The organism is Streptomyces zhihengii (genome assembly GCF_016919245.1).
In the GTDB taxonomy this organism is placed as follows: Bacteria; Actinomycetota; Actinomycetes; order Streptomycetales; family Streptomycetaceae; genus Streptomyces; species Streptomyces zhihengii.
The window spans coordinates 5316544-5331371 of the sequence record NZ_JAFEJA010000001.1; the positions used below are offsets into that span (position 1 = coordinate 5316544).

Below are 14828 nucleotides of genomic sequence, written 5' to 3' on the forward strand. Positions count from 1 at the left end.
GTCGTGCCGTGTGCGTGAAGCCGCCCGATGGAGACTTCAGTCTTGCAGCGACCACTGACAACGGGCCCCGGTGAGGGCCGGCCCGGCGGGGAAGGGCCGGGCCGGCCGTGTGAGGGTGCGTCAGCAGGCGTCGACCCAGGTGTGGGAGGAGATCGAGTCGTTGACCGACGTCCCCTGCCCGTGGCCCGAGCCGAACCACTTCAGACCGGAGGCGCCGAGATCCGGAATGGAGTGGCCCTGGTGCAGGCAGACCCAGGACTCCGTCCACTCACGCCCGTTGTAGAGCCGGACGTCCTCCCTGCGACCGGGGAAGCCGTTGTTCCAGACGTCGGAGACCTTGTCGCTGCACCCGGCCCAGTTCGCGTTGTCCGCGTTCCACTTGCAGTGGGCGCCGCCCGCGTGGGCGTGCTCCCAGGCGTAGAGGAACCCGTCGGGTGCCGCTGCGGCCGCCGCCGCCGGTGCGGCCGGCGCGGTGGACCCCGCCTCGGCGACGGGGACGGTGAGCGTGGCCAGGGCCAGGGCGGCGAGACCGGTGGTCAGGGCGTGCTTCATGAACGGCATGGTGTGCTCCTCTGCGAGGGTGGTTCGTGCGACGTCCGGACGGACGCCGCCGGTACGGGCCGTGCGGGCGGTTGCCGCGCGGCCGTGGCCGTCGCCGCCCGGACCGGGCGGCGACGGAGTCGATGGGCGGGGCGTGCGCCCCGCGGGGGCGCCCCGGGTGCGGGAGCGCCGGGGTCGGGCGGTGCCGCGGCCTGTGCGGCGCGGCACCGGGGCGCCTGCGCCCGGAGAGGCGCCCCGTGTGGGGGATGGCGTCCTGCGGGAGGCGCCTCGTGTGTGGGGGGCGTGCTGCGTGTACGCGGGGGTTTCGGAGGGTCAGGGGGCGCCGTGGGCGCGCAGGATCTGGCGGGCGCGGGTCAGCGCACGCGCCCGGAGCCGGTCGCGGGTGTCGACGTCCGCCCGGTACTCGGCGCGCAGCGCCGCTCCGTGGCGCGCGTCCAGCCGCCGTGCGGTGGCGCCGAGACCCGACGAGGCCGCGCAGGCTGCCTCGGCCAGGGCGAGGGCGACCTCGCGGTCGCGCGGCAGCGGGTGCTTCGGCCCGGTCGCCGCCGCGCGGGCGGCGACCGGGGTCGTGTAGGAGTGGCCGGCCTTGCGCATGCACCGGCTCCACGCCCGCAGCCCCGCCCCGTACGCCGGTTCGGCCGCCACCCTGCCCCTGCGGATCCGGTCCAGCGCGTCGACCCGCGCCGAGGCGCGGAACCAGGCGCCGTGGTCCCCGTAGAGGCTCCGCTCGGCCTCGGCCACGCACCCCCGGTCGCTGCGCCGCAGCTCCCCGCCGCCCGGCAGACGGACCGACAGCCCTTGCGGCGACGGCCCGTTGGACACCACCAGCGCCCGCGCCCTGCGGTCGGGCGGCAGACTCGCGAAGTAGGCGCGGTTCGGGTCGCCGGCGGCGAGGCGCGCCGCCCGTCGGGCGAGGTCGCCGCCGTAGCCGTGACGGCGGGCCCAGTCGGCGTCGTCGACCACGTACGGGAAGCGGACCGCGGCGGACTCCTCGTCGAGGGGGAAGACGGTGTAGGCGAAGCCGTGCCGCCGCATGCAGTCGCGCAGCAGGATCTGCTGCGCGTCGTGCAGCGGTCCGGCGTCCCCCGCCGACGGCGGCGAGGCCGCCGTCGCCGCGGGCGGTCCCGATCCGGGCGACGGATCGCCCGAGCAGGAGGTGACCAGCGACGCGCTCAGCGCGGCGGCGAGGGCGAGCAGCGGCATCCGCAGGGGACGCCGGCGGGCGGTGGTGCTGGGCCTGCTGGGCATGACGGCTCCATCGGTGGGTGGGGGGCTCGCCCCGGACGGGCGCTGTGCGGACGGCGGGTGTCCGGCCCGCGCCGCCGTCCGGGCAGCGCGGGGCACGGGACCGTGCACGGTGGGGTGTCCGGTGCGGAGCCGCCGTGACGACGTGGCCTTCGCTGCCGGACGACCGGAGTCTGTGCCGGGCGCCGAGCGGGCCGCAAGCGTGTCCCGGGCACTTCGCCCGTCTCGGGATTCCCACCCCTCCGACCTGCGAGGACGCCCTTGTCCCGGGACCCGGTGAAGCCGCCGGGACAGGCGTGGGTCACCTGTTCGGCCCCGTCAGGGGGGGGGAGGCTGCGGAGGGGGGTTGGTGTGCGTGCCGGGGCCCGCGAGGAGAGCCGGCCCGGGGCTCTGCTCGCGGGGCGGGAGGTACGTTCCGGAGGGCGTGGCGCCCGCCGGAAGCGGCCCCCGGAGCGGGCCGGCACTCAGCGCGGATCTCGCGCCGCGCGGGGGCGGGGGCGGCCGGGCCGCCGACCGGTCCCCCGGTGGAGGCGGGCGGCCCGGACGAGGCGCGTGTGGCGGACCTGCGGCGCCCAGGGGCGGCCCGCGTGAGGTGGACGGCATCGGGGCGGCCCGCGTGAGGTGGACGGCACCGGGGCGGGGCGTCCGTGGACGTTCCCGAGGGGCGTGCGCCGGTTCGCGACAGGGTGCGTCGGCCGCCGAGGGGCGCGCGCCGGTCGCCGCGGGCGGGGGCCCCGGCCCCGGGCGCGGGGTCGCGTGGGGGTGCCCCGGCCGTGGCGGGGCCGCGTCGGTCAGGGGCCGTCGGTCAGGGGCCGGGCCGGCGGTCGGTCAGGCCCACATCTGGCGCGTCGCGCGGGTGCACGGCAGCACGCGGAGGTCCGTCGTGTCGGCGTCCAGGCAGTGCCGGGACTCGGCGTTCCTGACCTCGACGGCGCCCTCGTCCCGGGGAACCAGCGTCCAGCGCTGGGTCGCCGAGGAACCGCAGACCGCCGCGTGGAGACCGGCGTCGTGGTCCAGGCAGCGGCCCGTCGCGTGGTTCCTGAGCTGGACGCCGTCGCCCGGCATCTCGCGGACCGTCCACCGCTGGTAGGGCAGGCCGTTGCACTCGTAGGCGCGCAGCCCCCTGTCCAGGCTGCTGTCCAGACAGGCCCCGGTCGACCGGCTGACGAAGATCCGTCCGTCGGGCGGACCGGCCTGGCTGCCGAGCGCCGTGCTTCCGGCGTCGCCGGCCGGCTGCGCCGGCCACGCCCAGGCCGTCAGCGCGGCTCCCAGCGCCACACCGACGGCGACGCCCGCCGCCGCCCAGGCCGTGCGCCCGCGCGGTGAAGTGCGCGGGCGTGCCCCGGCGCGGGCCGGGTCGGGCTCGGGCGGGGCGGCCGGGGCGGCCGGGCCGGGGGACACCGGTGCGCCGGGGAGCGGGCCGGCGGACGCCGCCGGTGCGCAGGCCGCCCGGTCGGCGGCCTCCCACAGGACGCGGAACTCCGCCGGGTCGCCGCCGAGCGCCCGGCACAGGTCCCGGACGGTCGGCCACGGCGGGACGGTCGTGCCCCGGAAGTACCGCGACAGGGACGAGTCGCTGATGCGGACGCGGGACTCCAGGGAGCGCAGGGTGCACCCCGAACGCTGCTGGAGTTCGCGCAGCGCCCGGCCGAGCGCGAGGGCGGGGTTCTCTTCGGTCGGCCGTTCGACGGCCATGCGGGCGTCCTTCTGCTCGGGCCGCGCATGCTGCTGCGGTCGGCGCGCCGGTTGCGGGACGGAAGGGTCCCAGCAGGTCAGAACCTTAGGATGCGGACAACTCGGAGGCAATCGGGACAGCCCGCAGGAGTGGGCGGCGGCACCGGAGTTGACGTCGCGTCATCCGTCCGGCGCCGCGCCGGGGGCCCGCGGCAGGCCGTGTTCAGGCCGGTGCGACGAACCCCGACTCGTACGCCGCGATCACCGCCTGGGTGCGGTCGCGGGCGCCGAGCTTCGACAGCACCGCGCTCACATGGGACTTGACCGTCTCGGTGCCGACGACGAGCCGGGCGGCGATCTCGGCGTTGGACAGCCCGCGGGCCATCAGCCGCAGCACGGCCGCCTCCCGTTCGGTGAGCGCCGCACGTTCCATCAGGGCACGCGCACGGGAGTTGCCGTACTCGGCGGCGAGCGAGCGCACGGCGGCTGGGAAGAGGAGGGACTCGCCCTCGGCCACCACCCGCACGGCGTTGACGATCTCCGCCGGCCGGGCGCGCTTCAGCAGGAAGCCGTCGGCACCGGCGCGCAGCGCCTCGTAGACGTACTCGTCGTTCTCGAACGTCGTGACGACCAGGATCTTCGGGGGTTCCGGCACGGTGCGCAGGACCGCGCGGGTCGCCTCGATGCCGTCGAGCAGCGGCATCCGCACGTCCATCGCCACCACGTCCGGCCGCAGTTGCCGCACCAGCGGGATCACCGCGGCGCCGTCGGCCGCCTCGCCGACCACCTCGATGTCCGGCTGAGCCTCCAGCACGGCGCGCAGCCCGGCCCGTACGAGGGGTTCGTCGTCGACGAGGAGAACGGTGATCGGCACCCGCCCAGCCTAGGCCGCCCCGTCGCGCTGCCCAGGCCCTGGGCTCGTCGCGCTGCCCACGCCCCGGGCTCGTCGCGCTGCGCGTGCCCTGGGCTCGTCGCGCTGCGCGTGCGCCGGGACGGTCTTCCCCCCGCCGCCGGGACGGTCCCACCGCGAACCCCGCCCCCGGGCGGCGCCTCCTCACCGCGGGCCGTCGAGCGGCAGCCCCACCGTCACCCGCCATTCGTCGCCGTGCGGGCCGGCCGCGGCCTCCCCGCCCAGGAGCGCCGCCCGTTCACGTATCCCGCGCAGACCGCTGCCCTTGCCGTTGCTGTTGCCGCCGACGCCGTTCCCGCGCACGGCCGCGGCGCCCTCGGTGATCGGGTTGCGCACGTCCAGCTCCAGCCGGCCGGCCGCGACGGCGATCCTGACCCGGGTCGGCACGGGGCCCGCGTGGCGCAGCACATTGGTCAGCGCCTCCTGCACGATGCGGTAGCCCTCCCGGGAGACGGGCCCCGGGACCTGCGCCAGCGGCCCGGACAGTTCGGCGTCCAGTGCGGCGCCCGAGGCCCGGGCGGACTCCAGCAGCCGGTCCGCGTCGGCGAGCGTCGGCCGCCCGCCTGCGGGGCGCTGCCCGGACTCGCGCAGCACCAGCAGCACGCGCTCCAGGTCCTCCAGCGCGGCCCGGCCGGTCTCCTCGATGGCCGCGAGCGCCCGCTCGGTGAACTCCGGGCTGCCCGCCGCCCGCGCCGCGCCCGCCTGTACGACCGCCACGGTCAGGGCGTGGCCGATCGAGTCGTGGAGCTCCCGGGCGATGCGGTTGCGTTCCAGGAGCTGTTCGGTGCGCTCCTCCAGGGCGGCGAGGCGCTCGTCCGCCGAGGGGCCGAGCAGCCGGCGCGCGAGCAGGGTCATCAGTTCGCCGAGCCCGACGACCGCGGCGAGCAGCAGCGCGACCGGCAGGGGCACGAGCAGCGCGTACCACCAGTGGCCGCCCGGGAGGGGGACGAGGGAGTCCGGGGCGGGGCCGTCGCCGCCGGCCGCCGAGGCGAGATCGGTCGCGAGGCCGAGCAGGACGACCGTGATCCGGCCGGTCAACAGGCCGAGACCGAGGCGCAGTTCCAGCCACAGCACCGTCCGCCAGCGGTCCGCCCAGGTGGCCGAGGAGGTGACCGCGATGCCGGAGGCGTCGTCCTTGTACCCGTGCGGCGACAGCAGCACCCGCGCCTGGAGGCCCTCGACCATGCGCATCGCCGGGAGGAAGCCCAGCAGCCCGAGGGCGATCACCGGGATGTACAGGTCCCCTTCCGAGATGAAGAGCCAGATGCCGAACACGAAGGTGCCGATGAACAGATGGAGCCAGCGGGTCCAGGTGACCCGGCGGCCCAGGGGGCGCAGGAGGCGGAGCATTCCGCCATCGTGCCAGCGGCCCCCGGGCGGCGGCTCCCCCGCACGGGGGAGAAGCTCTCCACCGGCGGGGGAGGCCCGGGCGCACCCCGTCCGGCCAGGCTGAGGGCCATGACCAGCATCGAGATCAGAGACCTCACCAAGGAGTACGGCAGCCGGCGTGCGCTGGACGGGGTGACGTTCACCGTGCGGCCGGGCCGGGTCACCGGCTTCCTCGGGCCGAACGGCGCCGGGAAGTCGACCACCATGCGTCTGGTGCTCGGCCTGGACCGCCCGACCTCGGGCGCGGCCACCATCGGCGGGCGGCCCTACGCCGCCCTCGACGAGCCCGTGCGGCACGTCGGCGCGCTCCTCGACGCCGGGGCCGCCCACGGTGCGCGGACCGCCCGCGACCATCTGCGGTCGCTCGCCGCGGCGGGCCGGATCCCGCGCGGCCGGGTGGACGAGGTGCTGGAGATCACCGGGATCGCGTCCGTGGCGGGACGGCGGATCCGCACGTTCTCGCTGGGCATGCGCCAGCGGCTGGGGATCGCGGCGGCCCTGCTCGGGGACCCGCGGGTGCTCCTGCTGGACGAGCCGTCGAACGGCCTCGACCCCCAGGGCATCATCTGGATCCGCGAGCTGATGCGGGACCTGGCCCGGGAGGGCAGAGCCGTCCTGGTGTCGAGCCATCTGATGGGCGAGACGGCGGCCTTCGCGGACCATCTCGTCGTGCTGGGCCGGGGGCGGCTGCTCGCCGACACCGGGATGCGGGAGTTCGTCGACGGCTGGACGACCCCCCGGGTGCGCCTGCGCACGACGGAGGGGGACCGGCTGCGGGCCGTGCTCGCCGGTGCCGGGTTCACGCCCGTCGCCCAGGAGGACGGCCGCTGGAGCGTCGACGGCGCCCGGGTGGAGGACGTCGGGCCGCTCGCCGCGCGCGAGGGCATCCCGCTCCTCGAACTGGCCGCCGATGAGCCCTCGTTGGAGGAGGCGTATCTCGCCCTCACCGCCGAGGAGACCGAATACACGACCGTCCGGCCCGCCGCGGCCGTCCAGGAGGCATGAGCGATGACCCTCGCACCCGTGGTGCCCGTGCTCCACTCCGAGTGGATCAAGATCCGTTCCGTGCGGGGCCAGTGCGTCGCGCTCGCCGCGATCGTCGTGTCGACGGTCGCCTTCTCGGTCCTGATGTGCGCCACCCTCGGGCCCGAGGACACGGCCGAGGCCGGGTTCGACCCGGTGCGCGCCTCGTTCTTCGGCCTCAACTTCGGCCAGATCGCCGCGATCTGCTTCGGCGCGACCGCCGTGGCGGGCGAGTACCGGGGCGGGGCGGTCCGCGTCTCGCTCACGGCCGTCCCCCGCCGGGGCCTCTTCTACGCGGGCAAGCTCGCCGTCGTCGGTCTGCTGGCACTGGCCGCCGGGCTGCTGACCGGCGCGGTCTGCTTCTTCGCCGGGCAGGCGGCCCTCGGCGACCACGGTGTCGGCATCGGCGAGCCCGGCGCGCTGCGGGCCGTCGTGGGCTGCGGTCTCTACCTGGCGCTGATCACCCTGTTCGCCGCCGGGCTCTCGGCCCTGCTGCGCAGCGCGCCCGCCGTGATGGGCATCCTCATCCCCTTCCTTCTGATGCTGTCGTTCGTCCTCGGCGACGTCTCGGAGAGCAAGGGCTGGATCGACTTCCTGCCCGACCGGGCCGGCCAGCAGATCCTCCTCCAGGACCCGTCCGGACCTCTGGGTCCGTGGACCGGCATCGGCGTCCTGGCGCTCTGGGTGGGCGCGGTGGCGTGGGCGGGCTTCCACCGCCTCTCCCGCCGCGACGCCTGAACCGGCCGCCCCGCGCCGGCGCGGCGACGCCTGAATCGGCCGCCCCGCGCCGTTTCGCCCCCGCCGGCGCGGCCCCCCGGCCCCCGCTCGGCCCGGCCCCCGCCGACGGGGGCCGGGCTCAGCCCGCTCCCGCCGCCGTTCCCGCCCCCGCTTGCGTCGCGGGTGCCGGCGGCGTCCCGCGGGTCCACGCGATGCGCAGCGACTGGCGGGCGATGCGCCACCCGTCCGCCGTCCTGACCAGCTCGTTGTCCAGGTGCCCCGCCGAGACGAACAGCTCGCCGGTGCCGTCCGCGAGGACATGGGTGCTCAGCAGCGCGCCCCGCGTGCTCGCCCGGTCCCCGTCGACCTCCACGACGGTCCCCGTGGCCAGGTGCACCGTGGGCCCGAAGGGGGCCATCGCCTTCCGCACCAGCTCCAGCACGGCGCCGCGGCCGTGCAGGGTGCCCACGGGCCACTCGACGGCGACGTCCTCCGTGTGGAACGCCGCCGCCCACGTCTCGTCGAACCCCCGCTCGTCCAGCGACCGCGCGTACCGCCCCACGAGGTCCTCGATCCCGGCCCGGTCCGTGAGGGCACGCAGCTCGCGCCCCATCTCCGTGATGTCCATGACCGGCAGCCTGCTACCTCAAGCGCCCTTGAGGTCAAGGGGTGTTGAGGTCCGGCGTACGGGCAGGCGCTCACCCCGTGGGTACGGACTCCTTGCGGGGGCGGGGCGCGGAGCGCCTGTCGAGGGCGGTCACGCTGGTCACCACCGAGGCGTGGAAGCGGTCCACGGCCGCGTCGACGCTGCGGATGAAACCCGACTCGGCGTTGCCCCGCGCCAGGCCCATGCCCTTGAACAGGGAGAGACGGAACCCGGTGATGGGCGAGCCGTCCTTGGGCAGAAGGTCCCCCGGTTCGGGGCGGAGCCGTTCCAGCGTTCCACGCGGTCCCTTGCCGTCCGCGACGAGGGTCTCGACGTGGAGGTCGGCCGGAGCCTCGGCGAGCGCACGGATCAGGCGTTTGACGGTCGGCAGCGGATAGCTGCCCTGTGGGGCCTCGATCTCGATCGAGGTGCGCAGCTTTCCGGTGCGGAGATCGGCGGCGATGGCCAGGACCCCCGGTGTGCCTTCGATACGCAGTTCCGACGTCAGCCGCCCCTCCTCGCACAGTTGGTCCGCCAGGGACTCCCTGCGCTCGTGCGGCGCCACCCCGCGCCTGGTGCGCTGCACGGGCAGGGCCTTCTGGCCCAGCTCGCCACCCAGGCGCAGACAGACCTGGCGGACCAGCTGCTCCCAGCTGATGACCACGTCGAGGGCGCGCTCGTCACCCTGGCAGAGGGTCTCCGTCTCCACGCCGTTGCGCACGGGGACCCAGGCGGGACCCATGTTCTGGAAGCCGTGGCACCCCGAGTTCTCGTGCTGGAGGTAGTGGAGCAGCTCCTGCAGCAGCCAGGCGTGCGTCGAGTTGCCCACTCCTTCATGGCGGATGAGCATCTGGGCCTGGTGGGTGACCTCGGCCCACGACAGGTGCCAGAGGGCCACCTTGTGCTTCCGGCGGCCGTCCGTCTTCACCTCTACCAGCGGATGGCCGTCGAGTGCCACGTCGTTGGAGAGGGTGATGACCGCTTCGTATCCGCGCCGCGCGGCGATGTCCATGTAGCTCTGTACCTGCTCCGACCTGAGCGGGTTCCCGTTCGTCTTCGTCTCGACCAGCGCCGTCCAGAGCTTGCCCGCCCGTTCCACGCGGATCACGCCGTCCGGCCGCTTCGGTGCGTCGCCGTGGGGCAGAGCCACCTCGACGAACGTCTGCATGCGACCGGCCGGAGCCCCGAAGCCGGCGGTGAGGCGACGACCGAACTCGGGCACCTCGGCCATGACCGAGAGCAGCAGCGAAGTGGCCCGGACCTCGCGCTCCTTGTCGCTCTTGAGGGAGGTCGCGGGGAACAGCCGCGAAGGCCGCCATGCGTCGTTCTCCGCGAGCGTCGGCTTGGCCGTCTTCGGCAGGGTCACCTTCTTCTTCGCCGTCCTCGGTCCGCGAGCGCGCCGCGGCGTTACGGCATCCGCGGGCGGAGCGGCGGTCTCACCGGCTTGTTCGGCGGGTGCGGGTGCGGGTGCGGTGGCGTCGGCGGTCGGGGCGGAGGCCGTCCGTTGTCCGGGGACCTCCGGCGACGGTCCGGCCGGCTCCGCGAGCTGTTCGGGAGCGGGCTCATCGGTCTCTTCGTCCACCACGATGCCGAAATCCGTGGCGAGTCCCGCCAGGCCCGACTCGTAGCCCTGCCCGATCGCGCGGAACTTCCACTCCCCGCCTCGGCGGTACAGCTCGCCGAAGAGGATCGCGCTCTCGACTCCCGCGTCGGTGATCGTGAAGCCGAGCAACGCCTCCCCGGCCCTGTCCGAGACCGTGACCCGAAGGTCGTCGAGACTTCCGAAGACGGCCTCGCCGTACTGACTCGCGGCGATCACGATCCGCTCGACGCCGGAGGGCACGGCGGACAGGTCGATGCTGATGCGGTCCTCGCTGCCGCCGTCCGTCGGGTTCTTGCCGAGCAGCTGCACGCTTCCGTCGCGGGCCGCCGGGTTGTTGTAGAAGAAGAAGTCGGCGTCGCTGCGGACCTTGCCGTCGGCGTCCAGGAGCAGGACGGAGACATCCGCGTCTCCGTCGCCCGAGGCGCTGGTCCAGCGGAGACTGACCACGACCGCGTCGGTATCGGCGCTGAGCTCCGTCAGGCCGATGTTCGACCCCTTGGACATCTCTCGCATCGAGCCCCCCTGACTTCAGGACCGCATGCGGACACCCCGGCGCCGTATGCGTTCCGTGACGTAGTGCGTACATCCGGCGCGTACGGATGAACCGTAGCGCCGAAGACGGCGGTATGTGCAGGTGATGTGAAGAACGGGGAGCGGATCGCGTCGCACTGCCGCCGCCGGCTGGACGCGAGGCGCTCACCCGCCGGTCCCCGCGGCGTTCGCCACGTATCCGAGAGGTGCGCAGCAGCCGGCCGATCTCCAGCCCGGTCCAGCCCGTCTTCCCTGCAGCTCGCGCAGGGCGCCCCGGGCCGGGCTCTCGCCCCGGGCGGGTCCGCCGCCCGGCATGGCCCAGCGCACCCCCACCTCCTCGTTGTCGTAGCGGAGGAGGAAGACGGAGCCCTGGGGGCCGACGAGGGCGACGCGGGCCGCCCTGGGGGGAGTACGCATCCGGTCGTCCGGCCACGGGTCCTAGGACCGGCGACGGGGATTTGTTGCGGAGGGATGAAATCCGCTTCGGGCCGTGTTGCAGCCTTCCGGAAGATCAGGCCCTGACCGCGGCAGCCGGTCCGCGGTGGGGCCGCAGGTCCCGGCGCGGGTGCGGCCGGGAGACGACGGGGAAAGCGACGGGGAGGCCCACGTGGCGGCGGCGGAGCAAGGCTGGGCACGGAGACTGTCGGGGTACGCCTGGCGCTACCGGCGCAATGTGGTGCTGGCGCTCGGGTCGTCGCTCGGCGGCATGGCCGTCATGGCACTCGTCCCCCTGATCACCAAGGTCGTCATCGACGACGTGATCGGCGACGAGACCCGCTCGCTCGCGACCTGGACCGGGCTGCTGATCGCCGCGGCGGTCGTCGTCTACGTCCTCGCGTTCATCCGCCGCTACTACGGCGGACGGCTCGCGCTCGACGTGCAGCACGACCTGCGCACGGAGATGTACGCCACGATCACCCGGCTCGACGGGCGGCGCCAGGACGAGCTCTCCACCGGGCAGGTCGTCGGCCGCGCCACCAGCGACCTCCAGCTCATCCAGAGCCTGCTCTTCATGCTGCCGATGACCATCGGCAACTTCCTGCTCTTCGCGATCTCCCTCGCGGTCATGGCCTGGCTGTCCCTCCCGCTGACGCTGATCGCGCTCGCCGTCGCACCCGCCCTGTGGGTCATCGCCAAGCGCAGCCGCGTCAAGCTCCACCCCGCCACCTGGTACGCGCAGAGCCAGGCCGCGGCCGTCGCCGGGGTCGTGGACGGCGCGGTCAGCGGCGTGCGCGTGGTCAAGGGCTTCGGGCAGGAGGACCAGGAGGCCGGAAAGCTGCGCGAGGTCGGCCGGCGGCTGTTCGCCGGGCGGCTGCGCACGATCCGGCTGAACGCCAAGTACACCCCCGCTCTCCAGGCCGTCCCCGCGCTGGGACAGGTCGCGATGCTCGCGCTCGGCGGCTGGCTGGCCACCCGGGGCGAGATCACGCTCGGCACCTTCGTCGCCTTCTCCACGTACCTCGCCCAGCTCGTCGGGCCCGTGCGGATGCTCGCCATGGTGCTCACCGTGGGGCAGCAGGCGCGCGCCGGCGTCGAGCGGGTGCTGGAGCTGATCGACACCGAGCCTTCGATGCGGGAGGGCACCAAGGAGCTGCCCCCGCACGTCCCGGTCGGCGTCGAGTTCGACGACGTCGCCTTCGGCTACGCCGACGGCCGGCCCGTCCTGGACGGCTTCTCGCTGGAGATCGCCCCCGGGGAGACCGTCGCCCTGGTCGGCGCCTCCGGCAGCGGCAAGTCGACCGTGTCGCTGCTGCTGCCGCGCTTCTACGACGTCGGCCGCGGCGCCGTCCTCGTCGGCGGCCACGACGTGCGCGAGCTGACCTACGACTCGCTCCGCTCCGCCATCGGCCTGGTGCCCGAGGACAGCTTCCTCTTCTCCGACACCGTCCGCGCCAACCTCGCCTACGGGAAGCCCGACGCCACCCAGGAGGAGATCGAGCGGGCCGCGCACGCCGCGCAGGCGGACCGGTTCATCGACGAGCTGCCCGACGGCTACGACACCAAGGTCGGCGAGCACGGACTCACCCTCTCCGGCGGCCAGCGCCAGCGGCTCGCCCTCGCCCGAGCGATCCTCACCGACCCCCGGCTGCTCCTGCTGGACGACGCCACCTCCGCCGTCGACGCCCGCGTGGAGCACGAGATCCACGAGGCCCTGCGCCAGGTCATGGAGGGGCGCACCACCCTGCTCATCGCCCATCGGCGTTCCACCCTCGGCCTCGCCGACCGGATCGCCGTCCTCGACAACGGCCGCCTCGCGGACATCGGCACCCACGAGGAGCTGGAGCGCCGCTCCGCCCTCTACCGCAGGCTGCTCACCGACCCCGACGAGCTCGGCGGCGTCTCCCCGGGCCACGTCCCGGCCGAGGCGGCGCCCGAGCCGGACGAGGACCGCACGGTGCGGGCCGAGCTGGACGCCGAGTTCGACGCCGAACGCGGCATCACCCCCCACCTGTGGGCCCGCGACGAGCACGCGGACGAGACCCGCGAGGAGTCCGGCGCCACCCCGGAACTGCTGGCCCAGGTCGAGGCGCTGCCCCCGGCCACCGACACCCCCGACATCGACGAGGCCGCCGCCGAGCGCCCCGAGCCGGCCGACGCCCGCGCCGGCGAGGGCGGCCGGCTGCGCGCCGTGCTGCGCGGCTTCGGGCGGCCCCTGCTGATCAGCCTGCTGCTCGTCGCGGTCGACGCGGGCATGGGCCTGCTGCTGCCGGTGCTGATCCGGCACGGCATCGACGAAGGCGTGGAGCAGCTCGCGCTGGGCGCCGTGTGGGCGGCGTCCCTGCTGGCCCTGGCCTCGGTCCTGGTCCAGTGGGCCGCGCAGATCGGCGAGACCCGGATGACCGGGCGCACCGGCGAGCGGGTGCTGTACTCGCTGCGCCTGAAGATCTTCGCCCAGCTCCAGCGCCTCGGGCTCGACTACTACGAGCGCGAGCTCACCGGCCGGATCATGACCCGGATGACCACGGACGTCGACGCCCTGTCCACGTTCCTCCAGACCGGTCTGGTGACCGCGTTCGTCTCGGTCGTCACCTTCTTCGGCATCATGGTCGCCCTGCTGGTGATCGACGTGGAGCTGGCCCTGGTGGTCTTCGCGACGCTGCCGCCGCTGATCGTCGGCACGTACTTCTTCCGCAGGAAGAGCGTGAAGGCGTACGAGCTGGCGCGTGAGCGGATCGGCGTCGTCAACGCCGACCTCCAGGAGTCGGTGTCCGGGCTGCGGATCGTGCAGGCCTTCGGCCGCGAGGCGGCGGGCGTCGCGCACTACACGGCCCGCAGCGAGAGCTACCGCGCGGCGCGGGTGCGCGGCCAGTGGCTGATCTCCGTCTACTTCCCGTTCGTCCAGCTCCTGTCGTCGGTGGCGGCGGCGGCCGTGCTCATCGTCGGCGGGGCCCGGATCGAGGCCGCCACCCTCACCACGGGCGCGCTGGTCGCCTACCTCCTCTACATCGACCTGTTCTTCGCACCGGTGCAGCAGCTCTCCCAGGTCTTCGACGGCTACCAGCAGGCCGCCGTCTCCCTCGGCCGGGTGCAGGAGCTGCTGCGGGAGCCGACGTCGACGGCCGCCGCCGAGCGGCCGCGCGAGGTCCGCGCGCTGCGCGGGGACATCGCCTTCGAGAACGTGTCGTTCGCGTACGGCGCCGACGGCGACGAGGAGGCCCTGACCGGGGTCGACCTGCGCATCCCGGCCGGTCAGACGGTCGCCTTCGTCGGCGAGACCGGCGCGGGCAAGTCGACGCTGGTCAAGCTGGTGGCGCGGTTCTACGACCCGACCTCGGGGCGGGTCACCGTCACCCTGGCGGAGCCGGGCGACGCCGACGCCGACGGAGCGGTGGCCGCCGAGGGGCCCGGCGAGCCGCACGACCTGCGCGAGCTCGACCTGACCGCCTACCGGCATCGCCTCGGGGTGGTCCCGCAGGAGGCGTACCTCTTCTCCGGCACGGTCCGCGACGCCATCGCCTACGGCCGGCCCGGCGCGAGCGACGCCGAGGTCGAGGCCGCCGCCCGGGCCGTGGGCGCCCACGAGATGATCGCCACGCTGGACGGCGGCTACCTCCACGAGGTGTCCGAGCGCGGACGCAACCTCTCCGCCGGACAGCGCCAGCTCATCGCCCTCGCCCGCGCCGAGCTGGTCGACCCGGACGTGCTGCTCCTCGACGAGGCGACTGCCGCGCTCGATCTCGCGACGGAGGCGCAGGTCAACCAGGCCACGGACCGGCTGACCGGCCGCCGCACCACCCTGGTCGTCGCCCACCGCCTCACCACCGCGGCCCGGGCCGACCGTGTGGTCGTGATGGACCACGGCCGGGTCGCCGAGGACGGCACCCACGACGAGCTGCTCGCCCGGGACGGCCACTACGCGGCGCTGTGGCGGACCTTCGCCGGGATAGGGGAGGACGAGCCGGCCGCCGTGTGACGGCTCCCGGGCTCCGGAGCCGTGTGGCCGTGTGGCCGCGGGGAGGCGGGGGTCCGGGGTCACGGTGCGGAGCCACGGGGACGCGGGTCCGGGGACGGGTCTCGCAACCATCGGG

11 protein-coding genes are annotated in these 14828 nt (G+C 74.9%); 3 read left to right on the top strand and 8 right to left on the bottom strand.

Annotation, left to right across the window (positions count from 1 at the left end):
* Positions 1-120: 120 nt before the first annotated feature.
* From JE024_RS22605 to JE024_RS22625, 5 genes are all read right to left on the bottom strand, one after another.
* Positions 121-561 carry a peptidase inhibitor family I36 protein gene (locus tag JE024_RS22605; RefSeq protein ID WP_205375330.1) on the bottom strand — a complete coding sequence of 147 codons (441 nt, stop codon included), beginning with the start codon at positions 559-561 and terminating at the stop codon, positions 121-123.
* A 312-nt stretch (positions 562-873) separates the two neighbouring features.
* Positions 874-1809 carry a hypothetical protein gene (locus JE024_RS22610; RefSeq protein WP_205375331.1) on the bottom strand — a complete coding sequence of 312 codons (936 nt, stop codon included), beginning with the start codon at positions 1807-1809 and terminating at the stop codon, positions 874-876.
* Positions 1810-2634: 825 nt separating this feature from the next.
* Positions 2635-3501, bottom strand: coding sequence for an RICIN domain-containing protein (locus tag JE024_RS22615; protein WP_205375332.1), 867 nt, complete (start codon positions 3499-3501; stop codon positions 2635-2637).
* 202 nt (positions 3502-3703) lie between these two features.
* Positions 3704-4354, bottom strand: a complete 651-nt coding sequence (locus tag JE024_RS22620) for a response regulator transcription factor (protein WP_205375333.1) — start codon at positions 4352-4354, stop codon at positions 3704-3706.
* A gap of 180 nt (positions 4355-4534) precedes the next feature.
* A complete protein-coding gene (locus JE024_RS22625; RefSeq protein WP_205375334.1) occupies positions 4535-5740 on the bottom strand; it encodes a sensor histidine kinase in 1206 nt (401 codons plus the stop codon).
* Between the two features lie 108 nt (positions 5741-5848).
* Between JE024_RS22625 and JE024_RS22630 the strand changes: the two genes are divergently transcribed.
* Positions 5849-6784, top strand: coding sequence for an ABC transporter ATP-binding protein (locus tag JE024_RS22630; protein ID WP_205375335.1), 936 nt, complete (start codon positions 5849-5851; stop codon positions 6782-6784).
* Positions 6785-6787: 3 nt separating this feature from the next.
* Positions 6788-7540 carry an ABC-2 transporter permease gene (locus JE024_RS22635; RefSeq protein WP_205375336.1) on the top strand — a complete coding sequence of 251 codons (753 nt, stop codon included), beginning with the start codon at positions 6788-6790 and terminating at the stop codon, positions 7538-7540.
* A 118-nt stretch (positions 7541-7658) separates the two neighbouring features.
* Here JE024_RS22635 and JE024_RS22640 read toward each other — a convergent pair whose 3' ends face one another.
* From JE024_RS22640 to JE024_RS22650, 3 genes are all read right to left on the bottom strand, one after another.
* On the bottom strand, positions 7659-8147 hold the full coding sequence (locus JE024_RS22640) for a nuclear transport factor 2 family protein (protein WP_205375337.1): 489 nt from the start codon (positions 8145-8147) through the stop codon (positions 7659-7661).
* A 70-nt stretch (positions 8148-8217) separates the two neighbouring features.
* A complete protein-coding gene (locus JE024_RS22645; protein WP_205375338.1) occupies positions 8218-10281 on the bottom strand; it encodes a TerD family protein in 2064 nt (687 codons plus the stop codon).
* Positions 10282-10464: 183 nt separating this feature from the next.
* Entirely contained in the window at positions 10465-10716 is a 252-nt protein-coding gene (locus JE024_RS22650; RefSeq protein ID WP_244883034.1) for an NUDIX domain-containing protein, read from the bottom strand.
* Between the two features lie 190 nt (positions 10717-10906).
* Between JE024_RS22650 and JE024_RS22655 the strand changes: the two genes are divergently transcribed.
* Positions 10907-14713: an ABC transporter ATP-binding protein gene (locus tag JE024_RS22655; protein ID WP_205375339.1), complete on the top strand. Its 3807-nt coding sequence runs from the start codon at positions 10907-10909 to the stop codon at positions 14711-14713.
* The last annotated feature ends 115 nt before the right edge of the window (positions 14714-14828 follow it).

What these genes read in the sequence shown, in the direction of transcription:
- JE024_RS22605 (WP_205375330.1), bottom strand. Translation starts at nt 561, where the DNA reads ATGCCGTTCATGAAGCACGCCCTGACCACCGGTCTCGCCGCCCTGGCC.
- JE024_RS22610 (WP_205375331.1), bottom strand. Translation starts at nt 1,809, where the DNA reads ATGCCCAGCAGGCCCAGCACCACCGCCCGCCGGCGTCCCCTGCGGATG.
- JE024_RS22615 (WP_205375332.1), bottom strand. Translation starts at nt 3,501, where the DNA reads ATGGCCGTCGAACGGCCGACCGAAGAGAACCCCGCCCTCGCGCTCGGC.
- JE024_RS22625 (WP_205375334.1), bottom strand. Translation starts at nt 5,740, where the DNA reads ATGCTCCGCCTCCTGCGCCCCCTGGGCCGCCGGGTCACCTGGACCCGC.
- JE024_RS22630 (WP_205375335.1), top strand. Translation starts at nt 5,849, where the DNA reads ATGACCAGCATCGAGATCAGAGACCTCACCAAGGAGTACGGCAGCCGG.
- JE024_RS22635 (WP_205375336.1), top strand. Translation starts at nt 6,788, where the DNA reads ATGACCCTCGCACCCGTGGTGCCCGTGCTCCACTCCGAGTGGATCAAG.
- JE024_RS22640 (WP_205375337.1), bottom strand. Translation starts at nt 8,147, where the DNA reads ATGGACATCACGGAGATGGGGCGCGAGCTGCGTGCCCTCACGGACCGG.
- JE024_RS22645 (WP_205375338.1), bottom strand. Translation starts at nt 10,281, where the DNA reads ATGCGAGAGATGTCCAAGGGGTCGAACATCGGCCTGACGGAGCTCAGC.
- JE024_RS22650 (WP_244883034.1), bottom strand. Translation starts at nt 10,716, where the DNA reads ATGCGTACTCCCCCCAGGGCGGCCCGCGTCGCCCTCGTCGGCCCCCAG.